Raw genomic sequence first — 14,404 nt, 5'->3', positions numbered from 1 at the left:
CGCACCTGTCCCCGTTCGGGGCGCGTCTTCACCTAGAGGGCAGCACGGGATCGATCTCCTCGTCAGCTGCACCTGTACGCCTCGCCCCGAAACTCCCTCGCGATGTGGCTGGGACTTGGTACGTTCGGGCGCATGACACCGCGTTCAGTGGACCTGCGCAAGGAGCCTGTGGAAGCCGTGCTGGACCGTGTCGAACGGTCGCTTGAGGTACGCCTTAGCCGGGAGGCTGTAGTGCGCAAGCGCCGGTCTCTGGGGGCGCGTACGGACCGCAATACGTGGGTGCGGATCGAGCGGCGCGGACTCGATCGGATCGGGGTCCAGGGAGGGGATGGCACCGCGTCCGCCGAGGCCCTTCGCGGGATCGCGAAACCGGCCTGGCTCACAGGCGTCGCGTGGCGGGACGACACGGAGCCGGTGATGTGGCGAGCGGACGAGACGGAGGTGCTGCCGGCGGCGCCAGTGAGCAGCGCCGTAGTGGCGGAGGATCCACAGCTGCCCGAGGAGTGGTGGAATGCGCTGAACGCCTCGCTTGATGCCCTGGCCACGCAGCACACAAACCGTATCGCGACACCGGATACCGAGACCCTCACTCAGGACCTGGTCAGGGGAACGATCCACAACGTCTTCCCGGGTGTCGATGCGGCCGTAGCCGAATGGCGGCCGGCCCATGCAGATTTCAACTGGGCGAATATCACGGCGCCGGTGTTCTGTGTGTTCGACTGGGAGGACTGGGGCATGGCCCCTCGCGGCCTGGACGCGGCAAGTCTGTGGGGGGCCTCGCTCGCCGTCCCAGCTCTGGCAGACCGCGTCCGCAGCGAGCGGCGTGAGGATCTGGAGAGCCGGGACGGCATGCTGATGACCCTGTTCGTCGCCGCGAAGATCCTCGGCCCTTACGCCGATCCCGAGGACCCCCGCCTGGTCCCCGCGAGGAAGACGGCGGAGCAGCTGCTGCAGGAACTTCAGGCGCGCTGACGGGCTTTGAGGAGCTGCCTGTACTCCCGGACCACGTTCTCGTCGACCTCGTACGCCAGGGCCTCGGTCAGCTCCCGCAGATGGGCGACGTCGTCTGTGCCGACCGCGACCGCGTCGACCCGAGGGAGGCCGTACGAGGAACGGAAGGCAGCCTGGATCTTCGTGGCGGACGGGGAGCCTCGCAGGAAGACCCTCGGATCGAAGCGTTCCCACACCGCCTCGGCCGTACTTCCGCCGAAGGGGCTCATGCCCCACACCTGCGACGGGCACCACCGCATCGCCAGGGCCTCGGCCGCTTCGAGGACGTCGACCCCGACCAGCAACCCCGCTCGGGCCATAAGGACATCAGGGCTTGGCACGTCGAAGTCCATGAGCGAGCGCGGATCCCAGGTCGAGACGCCCCAGGAGCGGCAAAGCCCCGCCTGCGCTGCGTCGGCCAGGACCGTGCACGCCTGTTCCAGCGTCTCGGCGTCGGGTGCCGAGTGCTCTGGGTTGTGGAGAAATACCAGATCAGGCTCCCGCCCAAGATCCTTGATGGCTTGCTCGACGGCTACGCGGAGCCGGGCGGGAGCGAGGCTGTGCCCCTCGGGGAAATACCCGACCTTGGTGGAGACCGAGAATTTCGGCAGAAGATCGCCTGCCGTCGTCTTCAGGACCTCGTGGGAGCGATGACGCAGGTAGTTAGACGCGGTGTCGAGGCGTGTTACATCGAGGTCGGCGGCTGCTTCGAGTAGGTCACGGGCGTGACCAGACCGGTGTAGCCCGAGGACGATAGTTCCGTCAGCGGTTCGCACAGCCCCTCCGTGATTAACAAGTCGGCCAAAGTGATGATGTCGTCGGGGGCACCCTCGAGGTAGACCGGGTGACCTGACAGGAGCGCACGCAGGCTCGGTTCTGCGCGCTCGTGGAAGGTCAGCCGCTTACCGCCACCGCACACTTGGACGGTGTCACCGGAGCGGACGATGGAGGGCGCGAACTCGGTGACGGCCGCGACTCCGTCCGGCCGACCGAAGGCGGCCACGTGCGGCATGTGGCGTGCGGGCGGGGTGCTGGACCGCAGTTCGTCCAGGTACCGCTCTGGGCTGTAGGTGGCGGCCAGGGCGCTGAGCTTGTCCGTCAGCACCTGGTGTGCGGTGCCCTGCACGCCCTCCAGGTCGTGACGGAACGCGTCGTCGGCGCGGGCGGCGTCAGAGAGGAAGTTAGCCCAGGTGACACCGGTCCGTTTGGTGAACCCGAACGTCACGTGCAGTGAGTGTCCACCACTCCCCGAACCGAGGCGGGTCGCGGTGTGCCAGAAGCCTCGTGGGATGTGCATGACGTCCCCGGCCTGCATCGTGCCCTTCCACAGCACTTCCTCGGAGGGCGTGCGGTTGCGTTCCGCGTCGCGGTACATCGGCGCCGGGCGCGAGGGACCGCGCACTTCCCACGACTTCTCGCCAGAAAGCTGCACGGCGATGACCTCGTGGTCGTCCCAGTGCAGGTGGAATCCGTCGGTGTCACCCACCGCGAGGTAGGCGTTGGCAGAGGTGAGCTCGCCGGACCACCAGCCCAAGGCCCGGCAGGCGACTTCCAGCGTCGCGTCGAAGAAGTCCACGTGATCCAGGACCACGGTGCCGCCGTCGTTGAGAATTCGTCCGAGGGCCGCCATGTCCGCCTGGCTCACGGCCTGCCTGCGCCGGTTGACGTTGGTGGACAGGAACGTGGACGGGTGCACTTCCTCGCCTTCGGCATAACAGCGCAGCTGCGGATTAGCCAGATGGCGGCGCTTGATCAGGTCCAGCAGTCTGAGCGGGGTCAACAGCCGTGCGGGCAGCTCCGGGTCCGTGAGACGGCCGCGCGCGAACGCGGATCCCACGGAACCCGGCCCGTCCCAGCCGAGAGCCTTCTCGATGTGGCTGACGAGCCGGTGCTCCATGGGTTCCCCCTACTCCTTCGGGAGGTTCAGGTCGCGGTTGTCGCCGTCATCTCCCGCGCTGTTCTGCGAGCTGGTGATGTCGGACCGCTCGGACTCGCTGCGGTCATGCGCAGTCGCCAGCTCCTCCACCGCGATCAGAAGCGCGGGGCTGGTCCCCGCCACCTGTGTGGATGCCCTGTCTGCCATCGAGCTCTCCTCTCAGTTCTCCAACCCAGCTCTGGGCGAACGTCTGAGTTAACCCGCGTCCACCGCATGGCAGTAGGGCGGGATTCGGACAGCGCTGCAGGACGCTCTTGCCCCTTCTCAGGGGAGGAAGCTAGGGCCTGATTCCGCCTGGACGACTGCCTGTCTGGGCTGGGCCGAAGGAGTGCATTCATCGACCGGGAGTGTGAGCCAGGGCGAGAGTGACAACCACGGCGCTCACCATGGCGGCGAAAGGCAGGACATCGGAGCCCCGTCAGCGGGGCAACATAGCGCGGGATCGCCGGTTAGCCAAACCGGCGATCCCGCGGATGATTGATGGTCCACCGCCACTACCTGCCCGTACGTCGAGAGGCATCACCGAGACGACCATCGAATTGACGCGTGGAAACGCGATCGGCTAGGACCCGTTAGCGCTTCACGCCGCCGCACAGCTCATGCGGAACAGGTCCTGGGCACGCTCCACATCCCGGAGGGTGCGCAGCTGCACCTCCAGGTCGCCCGTGCCGTGGTGACCGAGACCCGTCACGTCCCGGGTGAACCCAGGGACGAGGTCGACCTGCTTCGGGTCAACCTTGAGATAGACGAGGAGCTTGGTCCTCTGGGGCGGGCACACGCAGGCGAAGTTCCGCAGGCGCTGGTACGCCCGGTACATCTTGCGCTGGACATAGTTCACGCCGTCGCCCAGCCCTAGCAGCGACTCGTCGACCGCCTGCGCCAGCTCAACCAGGGCCGTGCCGTGGCCGCCGCCCCCAGGCCCGGTCCCCTGCCGGCGGACGCGTCGGGTGACTGGCGACCGGCCGCTGACCGAGGCCATAGTCTCAAGGCCGAGCAGGTCGTTGCCGAAGAGCCGGTAACGGACCAGGTCGATGCTGCGCCGGTGCTCGCGCACGGCATGAACGTCGTAGCGGGTGAAGTCGCCAGCGACGCAGATCAGCCTCGGTCCGCTCCACAGCACCTGGGCCGCGGCCGTGGCCCCGAGCCGGTCGCGGGCCAGGCGCTCGAACTCCGCCCGGTGATCCATGAGCCAGCTGAGGTAGAACAGGCCCTGGTTGATAACACCCGAGTCAACGCCCCGCTTGTACTCCACGATGACCGGAGACCCATTCTCGTCCAGCCCGAGCGAGTCAATCCGGCCTCCGTGAACCGGCCCCGTGCCGTACTCGCTCGCCAGAAACCTCACATCCAGCAGCGTCTCCATGTGTGCCTCGACGAGACCCTGCACATCCGCCTCGGCCTCAGCAAGATACGGCATGACCTCGGTCACGCCGCTATTCGCCGTGTGGAACAGCTTCAGACCCGACACCTCCCCATCTTCGGCAGAGTGATCACAAACGCCGGGCCGAGCAGGTTTATTTCGCCAAAGGGTCTGTGTCCCATAAAGACGGCGTGAGAAGCGTGACGCTGCCGTACAGCGCATGCCTGATGTGGCGGCACCATCCCTTCGGTTGGTGCCTCCTCATCAGGCGCGCCGTCGCCCTTCCACACCCTCCTACGTCGGCTTCGCCTGCTCACGCGCGGGCAGGCTTATTCGACGCGGAGCCGTCTACTGCTCGAATCCGAGCCACGGAGTCAAGGCGTCCCAGGCAAGGCCGCACAGTCTCTTCGATCGATCCGCAACGAACTCGGCCGTCCACTCGTCCTCCCTCTGCGCTACAGCGGCAACCAGCGGGAGATACTGAGCTTGTCGGACGATCTCCTGAGCGCCGCTGCCCAGGCGAAGCCCCTGCGCCTCGGCATCGGCCAGCATCTTCTCGGCCTCCTCGACCGTGGCGGCGGAGAGGGCCCGGAACATGAGGCGCTTCAGATGCCAGGACCTGTTGCTCGCCGACGCGTTCTCAACAGCCGGCAGGAGGGTGAGGTTCCCGATCCTCTCGATGAGCTCGGGATCCTCGTAGAGTTCCTTATTCCAGCCGCCGTTACCCGTCGGCGTCTGGGGGGCTACATGCTCGATCGTAGCGAAAGCACCGTCACTCCAGCGCTCGGGATCCAGCGTTTCAAGCAATCCACTCTTACCGCGGACCACAAGTCCCGGTTCGGCGTTGTCCGGGGTCGAGTTCTGTGACGCGGCCAAGAGAAGGAGACGGGTCAGTGGCTTCGAGTGCTGGTACACAGGCGTGAGGTATGCCCGAGCGACCCATTGTTCCTTGTCGTGGATCCCCTGCTCCAGCAACCGCTCTCGGAGATACGACTGCAGAGCCTCAACTGGCGGAACCTCGGTGAGAGCGCGCCCAAATCGAGCAAACTGCGGCGCATCGTCATCATCATCGTCCAGGACATGATTCATGAGGGACCGATAGACACCATCGATTCCCGCCGTCCCGCCGAACGCCCCCCTCCAGAGGGCGTAGAAGGCTCCGCACGATTGGGCCGCGATAAGGAACTGCCGAGTCGCCAACTCGACCGTCTCCGGAGACGCGAGGCGATGTGCCGCGTAGTACCGCGTCAACAGCCCGACGACGATGTCGTGCCCGCCTTCACGGAGCGCGGCCAGAGAAATCCCCGCTCGCTGGCGCAGGGATGCGTCCTCGCACGCCGGCACCTTTGTCGCCGAGGCCCAAGGCCCTTCGTAAAAACGGGCTACCTGGGCGAGTCCGGCAAGAACCTTGCGGCGCGCCTCAACATCAGGATCCTTGTCGAAGACACTCCTCAGATAACGACGCTGATCGTTCAGTCGCTTTGTGAGCTTGGTTCCATCCTGGAACATAGCGAACGGAAGCAGCACGCTGCTGGTGACGGCCTGACGCTTATCGGCCGAGATACTTCCCTCCCTATCCAGATAGGCTTCGATCACATCGAAGTGAAGTTTCGACTCGGATTCCTGCCACTCGTCCAAACCTTCCGCTTGGATGGCGCGAGGCTTGAACGTCTCGATCGCCGTGAGCGGCTGACCGGTGGTGTTAAGGGCTTCGAACATGTCGAAGCCGTAGTCCTCGCGTTTGGCCGTAACTACAGCAACGGTGACGCGATGCAGGAGGTAGTTCGCGAAGACGATGAGTCGGGTGAGGGGAGCCTCCTTGGCGTCTTCACCCAACCTCTCGACGACCGACTCCGGGAACTCGCTATTAAAAAGGGCGAATTGGAGATTCCGAGACTGCGCTATGTCGACTCCGATAGGCAAGAGAATGTCATCCTCTCGCTTGACGGCACCGTTCACCGCTCTGCGCAGCATGGACCTCATTTGTTCCCGCATGCGGTCCAAGTGTTTGTATGCCTCGAGGTCGATGCCGTCAATCTTCTCCAAGTCGATGGCATCGTGCTTGTAGGGCTTCGCCGGCTCCTCGCCTCGCGCGTAGGCCCCATAGGACTCAAGATAGTAACCGACGGGCGACCGATAGCGGGCCTCACCCTTGTTACGGGACCACACATCGTAGTAAGAGCGAATCATCCGCGGGTAGTAACGATGTTCGCCATAACGCATGTCCTCTTCGAAGCAGTTCGCCAGGCGCCCCGTCACATCAAGCGCTTGGTTGTAACACCAAACTGACGGCTCATCGTCGCGTGCGAGCTTCTCCGCGCGAACTCGAATCTCCTCGTGCAGGACCGTGGTCAGCAACAGCAGCGTAGTCATTCGCTGCTGACCATCAATGATCGTCATCACCTTGGAAGGGACCTGCGACCTGTATTTTGGCTCGACGGTCGTATAGTTGATGTCACGAAGGGCAATGACGGTACCGAGGAAGCAAATCGAGTCCTCGAATTCGGCTAGCTGGTCCAGGCCGTGCGCAACGTCACTAAGAAGCCGCCTGATCTTGGGAAGCTCCCAGCTGTATGCACGCTGATACGGAGGAATGTAGAGGCCCTGACTGGGCTCGCTCAGGAATTGAGAAACCGAAAGCGGTGCCGCATCAAAGATCTCGCGAGTTTCCATATCCCCGATTTCTCTCCGTTACCGTTACATGCCCGTGGGTGATGCCGTCACTCATGGTGGCACATGAGGGCTCGACAGAGGTAGCAGGAGCGGCCTGAACCCATCCTGCCCCAAATGTGACGTCCAGTCACTCCACCGTGAGCAGCGCAAAGTTGCTGTGGCTGCGAGGGCTGCGTCCGTCGAGCCGCTGGTGACCGACCCTCACATGGAGCACAACCGGAGGGGGTGCGGGGCTGGTTGGATTTCTAGCAAACACCAGTGGCCCTAGCGGGTCGCTAGGGCCACTGGCCGCGTGTGCTTGCGTGTCAGAGGTGGCAGACGGAGCAGCCGGCCTCGTCGTCGTCGGAGTCGAGAGCGTCCGAGAGAACCTCCAAGAGGGGCCGATTGGGCTTGATGCGCTTGGCAGCGCGATCAAGGGCCGCCTGGTGCTTGGCCTCGATCTCGTCCTTGCGTTCTATCAGCTCCGGGAGCGACTCGCCCTGTGACCAGGTGTAGTTGCGGCCCTTCATAGCCGTGTGTCGGTAGCGGACCTTGTCCTCGTACTCGACGGCGCGGTCGAAGAGGTCGGGGTGGCGTTCCTTGAGGCCGACCCACTCATGCTTGCGCTGGAAGAAGCAGAAGTAGCAGCCGGAGCGTGTGCGCCACTCGTAGTAGTCGGGCAGGCCAATGCCGGCCTCGTTGAGGATGCGCATAACGCCGTCCTTATCGATGCCGTCCTCCCGGAAGGGAAAGACGGCATCGATGTTCGGCTTGGTGCTGACGTAGCCGATGCGGTTCTCGTCGGCCCGGATGGCGACGTAGGAGATGACCTTGTCGTCGCCGACCCAGTCTTCCAGGGGCTTGATCTTGAGGTTCTTGGTGCACCAGCGCATCTGGGGACTGGGCAGGGTGCCCTGGTAGACCTCCATCCAGTGGTCGAAGTCGCGGTCGGCATTCAGTCGCACGATGGACTTGCCGAGGGCGGCCTCAAGCCGGTTGAGGTACTCGTACGTTTCCGGGAGTTCGGCACCGGTGTCGCAGAAGAAGTACTCCATCTCCGGGACTCGGTTGCGCATGTAGACGGCGAGCGCTGAGGAGTCCTTGCCGCCGGAGATACCGAGAACGTGCCGGACCTTCTGGGTGTCGGCTCCGTCGGTCATCCCTGTGCCTTCCTTTCACTCGCCGCTGTCGCGGCATCGGTCACGCGCTGGGCGAGGGCCGCGAGCAGGATCCTCGCTCCGTCCGGCCCGAGAGCCTTCTCGGCCTGCTTCAGGACGTCGGCGGCAAGACTGCTGGCCTCGCTGCGAGCCTGTTCCGGCACATAGATCAGGGTGCGTTGTTCCACGCCGGCGCTGTCAGTCAAGGTCAACAACTGGGCGTCGAGTTTCTCTTCCCGGCCGCGGACCTCGTTCCCGGCGTGATGCAGGTGCCCGACTCGGTCGAGGGCCGCAGCCATCGATCGGGCCTTCTGCGGGAAGACCTTGGCTTCGTGGTCATCCCAGTCACCGAGGGCGGAGTTGGTCAGGCGTACGACGATGGGCTCGAGCCAGTCGTCGTCCTCAAGACTGTCGCTGAGGACGAAGTCGACAAAGCCGCGCAGTTCCGGAGTCAGCACCGCGCCGGCGAAGCCTCGCAGCCGGGCAGCGAGCTGTGCGCGCAGCTCCGTAAGTTCGGCCGGCAGGCGGAACTCCTGTGCAAGGACCCTCACGACTTCGGCCCTCAGCCGGCTGTCGATGGCCACCAGTTCGTCGGCCGCCGAGGTGAGACGTTCGACGTAGGTGTTCGCCGCTTCCGCGTCGACGCGCGTGCGGGCCGGGATCTCGGGCAAGCCAAGCGCCTTCGGCAGCGCATGGAAGATCAGATCGTCGGGATCCAGCGCTCCGACGATCGCCTTGCGCACGGTACGGGCGTCGGCGGAGATGTTCTTGGTGGTGCGGGCGTACTTGTGCAGGTCAGCCACACGCACGATCAGGGCGCTGGCTACGGAGAGGAGGTCGGGGTTACGCAGGGCCTTTGAGCGCGGTGCCTCTACGCCGAGCGAGACCATCAGCTTCTTGATGATGCTGCCGCGCTGGCCGTCTCCGGCCGGCGTGTACTTCACCGAGAAGCGTGCCGGGCCCTTGACGAGTCGCTCGACCACGTCAATGGTCAGCCGTGGCAGGTAGGTGCCTTCCTCGAACAGCGCGACGTCGTGGCGGCGGATGACCAGGGCGGGGATCAGGAAGACCGGAACCACGCCGGCCTTGAGCCCGAACGGCGGGCTCATCAGGACACGGATGACCTCCTCGACGCTAACCCGCTCGGTGGCTCCGGTCAGTACCTCGTTGAGGGCGTTCCAGGCGGGTTGGGCGTGCTCGTGGCCCTCGCCGGGCGGGGAGAAGCCGTACGGGAGCAGGCTCTCTTGCTGGCTCTCGGCCTGGGCTACCCCGTTTTCGCGGTGCAGGCCGAGGTAGGCCAGGACGCCGCTGTAGATGGCCCGCTCGGCCTTGTACCCGATAAGGCCAAGGTTCTCCTCGCCCGAGGCGGAGAGCATGGCCGTCAGCAGTATGCCGCGGGCCTGGGCGGCCTGGCTGGTCAAGACGTGGCGGCCGAGCATCTCGTTGCGGATGTGCGGGGTGTGCGGGTACACCGACTCGCAGGCGAGGGAGACCAGGCCGCTCAGGCTACGGGCCGTCAGGCCGGAGGCGGCGGGTTCTTCGCCGGGGGCGATTCCGGTGTGCCACAGGCTCCAGGACGCTTCGGAGGACGGCGGGTAAAAGGCGTCCTGCAGGAGCTCCAGCAGCTCGGCCTCGGCCTGCACGAGCCGCTCGATGACTTCCCGCCGGGCTACGTGGTCGATGTCCTGCTCGGTGCTGAGTTCCTTCAGCGCGACAAGGTAGGTGGCTGTGCTGAGTACCACGTCGGGGTTGGGGGTGGTGCCGACGAGTACCGGCAGGGGCGAGTGGACATTGGGCCGGTCGGCGTCGGTGCCGAGGTGGAAGACGACGAGGCCGTCGGCAGGCTCCTTCAGCTCGTCCGGGGCGGCGACGGACTTGGTCTCCGGGCCGCTGACTGCGGTGTAGAACACGCGCATCATGCCGGTGACCTGGCTGTGGCGGCCGGCCACGAATGCCTGCGGGACGAGGCTGCCGAGCCGGTTGATGACCGAGGCGTCATCGAAGCGGCTGATGATTTCCTTGAGCCGGCCGTCGATGTCGACGTCCGTGCCTTGCCAGACCCGGTATTCACCGCTGAACTCGCGGTGGACCACAAAGCCCCGGTTGACGAGGTCGGCGAGCCGCTCTTCGAGCGCCGTGAAGGCGTCCGGGTCGGCGACGTCGGTAGGGTCGTGAAGCGCGAAGTGAATCATGGGCGCGGTGGCGCTGAGCGCCCCGTCGGAGTCGATCAAGTTGAGGACGCCGATGGTCTTCAGCACGTCCTGGTCGGCATCCGCGAGGCCGTTGGCGTCCCGGATGCGCGAGTCGACCTCGATCCACCGGCTCGCGTTGGCGGAGGAGAGCAGGGTGGTGCGCCCGGAGTTGAGGAAGTAGTCGTACAGCTGCGGCAGCCGCACCGTGCTGGCGTGCTCCGCCTTCTGGTTGCTGTGCCGGGACAGCGAGTGGCGGACCGTGTTGGGCTCGCCGCTGTTGAGGAAGCCCGACAGGCTGCGGTCGTGCTGGCCGATCTGAGCGGCAAGGATCGGCGCGGCCAGGGCCGTGATGGGGTGCAGCGGGTAGAGGTCCGCGAAGTGGTCGGGGCCGAGTTCGGCCAGAACGCCGAGACCGTGCTGCCTCCAGATGTCCGCGGACGCCTCGGCCGACGCGGTGATCAGGGCCTGACCCGCCGAGTTGACGGCCGAGCGGTCGAGACGGCGGCGCAGGAGGTGCAGGGAGTCGCCGTGGTGGGGGACGAAGGTGATGTCTTCGAAGCGCCCTTGGATCTTGGCCCATTCGCGGGTCTTCAGTTCGCTGGACCGTGAGGCGTAGTCCATGAACGACAGGTGCTGCAAGGTCATCAGGTAGACGGGCAGCCCGTTGGGGCCGGCCGCCTTCTCAGCGAGTTCCTGCAGCAGGAACAGGTCGTGCTGGGCGTCGGCGAACTCGTTGTGGCCGGCGAGGTGTTCCAGCGTCTTGCCGAACTCGTCGATGACGAGGAGCAGAGGCTGCTGCCCGTCCGCGGTCAGAGCCGTGACGGCGCCGAGAATCTCCTTGGCCCCGGCGCGCTCTGTGTCGGCGCACGCCTCTAGGGCGGCGGCGATGGCCTTCGGGACACGCTTGCCCCAGCGTCGCGCAGCCGCAGTGTGCAGGGCGCGGGAGAGCGTGGCAACGACGGATTCGCGGCGCGCGGTGGCCACGCCTCCGAGGAATCCCTCGGGGGCGATGGCGTCGCGTGCTGCGGCGAGGCGCTGGGCGAGAGCGGGGCTGGCCTCTTCGAGGATGCGCTCGGCCTCGCTGCGCCGCTTGGCATCCCGCCCTAGCAGAGCGTCGATGATGTTGGACAGGGTGGACTTGCCGGAGCCGTAGGGGCCGGTGAACGACCAGGCGCGGGTACGGCGTTGGTCGGCGAGCGCGCTCGCGATGCGCTCCAAAACATCGACGGCCCGGGCCCCGACGTAGGGGTCGTGCAGGGTGTCCTCGACATCGCGCTCAAGGTTGGTCGAGCGCATCTGGGAGCCGACAAGTTCGATGCCCGCGGGGAACTGCGGGGCGGAGCTCGCCGGGCTGCTCGGGGTCCGCGTGGGGGTTGCGGTGGTCACGCGGTCTCCTCAGCAAAGAGCATCTCGGTGGTGTCGGCCGCGTCTGTTGCGTCCGTGGCCTTAGTGGCGAGTTCCTTCTGCTCGGCCTCGGCGAGCTTGGGGAACTTGGCAGCCCACTCCTCACGGGTGGGAAAGCCAGGTCGACGGGTGACGAAGTCGTACTGCTCGTCCAGCACTTCCCAGGCCAGCTCGAAGGGGTCGGCCGTGAAGGCGAGGCTGCGCTGTCCTACGGCCTCGGTCAGGTTGAGCTGCGGGTGGTCTGCGGCGATCTTCTGCAGCGCCGCGACGATCTCGTTCTCCCGGACACGGAAGGCGCGCCCCGGGGAGCCCGGCTCGTTGGCGAGGCGAGCCACGGAGATGGAGTTGGCCTGGCGCGAGAACTTGGCGGCGTAGTCGAGGCAGGCGTAGGCCAGGACTCGCGCGGGCAGCGAGGTGCGGTGCCCGCTGGTGAACTGCCACTCGGGCTTGCCGCGCGTCCCGACGAAGGTGAGCAGGTCAAGGTCGCGGAACGGGCAGGCGAGGAGGTCCTCGTAGCTGCCCGGCGAGCCCGCCTTCTCCGGGGCGCTCCGCGCATACATCTTGGTGAGGCAGTCGATGTCCCGGACGATCGAAGCCTCTTCCGGGCTCTTGTCGTAGGAGAAGTTCACATGCCGGGTCACCACCTGCGTCATGTCCACGGTCGTAAACCGGGAGAACGGCGCCAGGTGGAAGGCCGTGTACCAGGCCGGCGCGTGACTCTTGGCCCCGGGGCGGGAAGAGACCAGCCACCAGTGCAGCAACCACAGGCTGCCGTTCTCCTCCAGATACGGGTCCGCGCCGTCCTCGTCCAAAAGCCAGCGGGCTTCCCAGGTGGGATAGGAAAACTTGGCCTGTGTGCGCTGGGCGGGCGAGTGCTCGCGGGTCAGCTTGAACGCACGCGACCAGTAGCGCATGGCGTTGACCATGTTCTTGCCCACGCCGAACAACACCGGCGCGTCGTCCGCGAGGAACGCACCCTGGTCGCGTTTGACCTGCATGTACGCCTTGTGCAGCCAGCCGAAGCGGGGCGCGAACGTTTCGTGTCGCGCGAAGGCAAAATGGGCGGCTTCCCCAAGCCGGCTGTCTGACATTCGGGACCTCTCTGTGTCCAATGCGATTGCTCTAACGAGGTGGTAAACGGGATAACGGTCAGCGGGGACCGTGGGCTTCGGCCAGCGCGTCACGAACCTGCGCCACGGCGCGTTTGACGGCGTGCGCGGCATGCTCGATCTCGGCATTAGTGGTGGCGTAGCCCAGCGAGAAGCGGATCGTGCTGTCGGCGTCTTCCCGGGACAGACCCATCGCCAGGAGCACGTGGCTCGGTGTCGGAGCACCGGACGCGCACGCGCTGCCCTCCGAGGCGGCGACGTCAGGCATGGCCGCCAGGACCGCGTCCGCCGGCACGCCCGGAATGGTGATGCTCGTCACACCCGGCAGGCGCTGATCACGCCGGCCGTTGATACGGCAGCCGGGCAGGGCACCGGTCACGAGGTTTTCGAGGCGGTCGCGCAGGACTGCGATCCGCTCGACCTCCTCGCCGAGACCGCGGCGCGCGGCGTCGGCCGCTGCCCCCATGCCGATGATCCCTGCCACGTTCAGCGTGCCTGCGCGCCAGCCCCGCTCCTGTCCGCCACCCACGAGGAGCGGCCGGTGCGGGAGTGGAGACCCACGCCGTACATACAGCGCGCCGACCCCCTGCGGTCCGCCGAACTTGTGGGCTGACAGCGACAAGAGGTCAACATCGAGTTCAGTGACGTCCACGGGGAGGCGGCCGATGATCTGCGTGGCGTCCGTGTGAACGAGTGCGCCGGCTTCACGGGCCGCCTTGGCCGCGACGCGGAGGTCGGTGAGGACGCCGGTCTCGTTGTTCGCCAACATCAAGGAGACCACTCCCCCAGGGCGCGAGGCGAAGACCAGATCGAGGGCGTCGAGACCCACCAGGCCGTCGGTGTCGACCGGCAGGAGTACAAGATCCTCGGGGCTCTCGGCGGTGATCGCGCGGGCTGTCTCGAGGACAGCCGGATGCTCAACGGGGCTTGTGACCAGGGTATTTCCGGCGGTGAACGCTGCCCGGAGGGCCAGGTTGTTCGCTTCGGTCGCTCCGGATGTGAAGATGATCTCGCCGGGCGAGCAGCCTAGAAGGTCAGCTAGCTGCCGGCGGGCGACGTCGACCCGCTCAGCCGCCTGCCGTCCCGGGTGGTGCATGCTTGACGCGTTGCCGACCGACTGCATGGCCTCGACGACGGCCGCGAGGGCCTCGGGACGGATCGGGGCGGTGGCATTGTAGTCCAAATAGGACGCATTCGACCCATTCAGCCCGTTCATCATCAGCCACCCCGCCTCGCTCGTGTCGCACACCAATGTACTGCTGGTGGAAACCTTCTCCCGCATCCGGGGTTCCACCAGGAGCTCGCGGTGATCCTAGCCGCGAGCCGAGATCCACTCTTTGAATCACTCGAACGCGGGGTGTCGCAAGCCGCTTACCGAACAAATGTTCTACGGCGTGTGCCTCACACGCAAGCGGCGTGCCGCGAGATCTCTTTTGAGGCCGGGCAGACAGGTCGCTGTGTGGCCAAATGCCGTCCGTGGCTGGGCTTTTCGCCTGATGGTGCTCCTGATGTCAGTGGTCCCGATTAGGGTGGTCCGCACGCTGCACCGTCGCGGTATCTGCACGTTGAGCGCTACCTGGTGTGCGTCGAGTTGGGGGAGGAAC

10 protein-coding genes are annotated in these 14,404 nt (G+C 66.0%); 1 reads left to right on the top strand and 9 read right to left on the bottom strand.

Features of this window, described 5'->3' with window-relative positions:
• Positions 1-132: 132 nt before the first annotated feature.
• Entirely contained in the window at positions 133-972 is an 840-nt protein-coding gene (locus E2B92_RS18135) for a hypothetical protein (RefSeq protein ID WP_185923491.1), read from the top strand.
• Here E2B92_RS18135 and E2B92_RS18130 read toward each other — a convergent pair.
• The 9 genes from E2B92_RS18130 to E2B92_RS18095 form a co-directional block, all read right to left on the bottom strand.
• Positions 960-1,766, bottom strand: coding sequence for an aldo/keto reductase (locus E2B92_RS18130; protein ID WP_126883429.1), 807 nt, complete (start codon positions 1,764-1,766; stop codon positions 960-962). The two genes, E2B92_RS18135 and E2B92_RS18130, sit on opposite strands and share 13 nt — an antisense overlap.
• Positions 1,676-2,887 (bottom strand): JmjC domain-containing protein, encoded by a 1,212-nt coding sequence (locus tag E2B92_RS18125; protein ID WP_126883430.1) that lies wholly within the window; start codon positions 2,885-2,887, stop codon positions 1,676-1,678. The genes E2B92_RS18130 and E2B92_RS18125 overlap by 91 nt, the downstream gene beginning before the upstream one ends.
• 9 nt (positions 2,888-2,896) lie before the next feature.
• Positions 2,897-3,073 carry a hypothetical protein gene (locus tag E2B92_RS33005; RefSeq protein WP_185923492.1) on the bottom strand — a complete coding sequence of 59 codons (177 nt, stop codon included), beginning with the start codon at positions 3,071-3,073 and terminating at the stop codon, positions 2,897-2,899.
• Positions 3,074-3,506: 433 nt separating this feature from the next.
• Positions 3,507-4,394, bottom strand: a complete 888-nt coding sequence (locus tag E2B92_RS18120; RefSeq protein WP_126883431.1) for a DUF5655 domain-containing protein — start codon at positions 4,392-4,394, stop codon at positions 3,507-3,509.
• Between the two features lie 240 nt (positions 4,395-4,634).
• A complete protein-coding gene (locus tag E2B92_RS18115) occupies positions 4,635-6,959 on the bottom strand; it encodes a DUF262 domain-containing protein (RefSeq protein WP_126883432.1) in 2,325 nt (774 codons plus the stop codon).
• 305 nt (positions 6,960-7,264) lie between these two features.
• Positions 7,265-8,098 carry a phosphoadenosine phosphosulfate reductase family protein gene (locus E2B92_RS18110; protein ID WP_126883433.1) on the bottom strand — a complete coding sequence of 278 codons (834 nt, stop codon included), beginning with the start codon at positions 8,096-8,098 and terminating at the stop codon, positions 7,265-7,267.
• Complete coding sequence (locus E2B92_RS18105) at positions 8,095-11,673, bottom strand: ATP-binding protein (protein ID WP_126883434.1); 3,579 nt, start codon at positions 11,671-11,673, stop codon at positions 8,095-8,097. Before E2B92_RS18105 ends, E2B92_RS18110 begins: the two co-directional genes overlap by 4 nt.
• Positions 11,670-12,782 carry a DUF4007 family protein gene (locus E2B92_RS18100; RefSeq protein WP_126883435.1) on the bottom strand — a complete coding sequence of 371 codons (1,113 nt, stop codon included), beginning with the start codon at positions 12,780-12,782 and terminating at the stop codon, positions 11,670-11,672. Before E2B92_RS18100 ends, E2B92_RS18105 begins: the two co-directional genes overlap by 4 nt.
• A 58-nt stretch (positions 12,783-12,840) precedes the next feature.
• Entirely contained in the window at positions 12,841-14,082 is a 1,242-nt protein-coding gene (locus tag E2B92_RS18095; RefSeq protein WP_235023868.1) for a cysteine desulfurase family protein, read from the bottom strand.
• Positions 14,083-14,404: the final 322 nt, after the last annotated feature.

The organism is Streptomyces sp. WAC05374 (assembly GCF_004353505.1).
Taxonomy (GTDB): Bacteria; Actinomycetota; Actinomycetes; order Streptomycetales; family Streptomycetaceae; genus Streptomyces.
This window is presented reverse-complemented; position numbering and strand designations above follow the sequence as displayed.

Excerpts from the sequence above, each read along its gene's own strand:
- E2B92_RS18110 (WP_126883433.1), bottom strand. The coding sequence starts at position 8,098 with ATGACCGACGGAGCCGACACCCAGAAGGTCCGGCACGTTCTCGGTATC.
- E2B92_RS18115 (WP_126883432.1), bottom strand. The coding sequence starts at position 6,959 with ATGGAAACTCGCGAGATCTTTGATGCGGCACCGCTTTCGGTTTCTCAA.
- E2B92_RS33005 (WP_185923492.1), bottom strand. The coding sequence starts at position 3,073 with ATGGCAGACAGGGCATCCACACAGGTGGCGGGGACCAGCCCCGCGCTT.
- E2B92_RS18125 (WP_126883430.1), bottom strand. The coding sequence starts at position 2,887 with ATGGAGCACCGGCTCGTCAGCCACATCGAGAAGGCTCTCGGCTGGGAC.
- E2B92_RS18100 (WP_126883435.1), bottom strand. The coding sequence starts at position 12,782 with ATGTCAGACAGCCGGCTTGGGGAAGCCGCCCATTTTGCCTTCGCGCGA.
- E2B92_RS18135 (WP_185923491.1), top strand. The coding sequence starts at position 133 with ATGACACCGCGTTCAGTGGACCTGCGCAAGGAGCCTGTGGAAGCCGTG.
- E2B92_RS18095 (WP_235023868.1), bottom strand. The coding sequence starts at position 14,082 with ATGCGGGAGAAGGTTTCCACCAGCAGTACATTGGTGTGCGACACGAGC.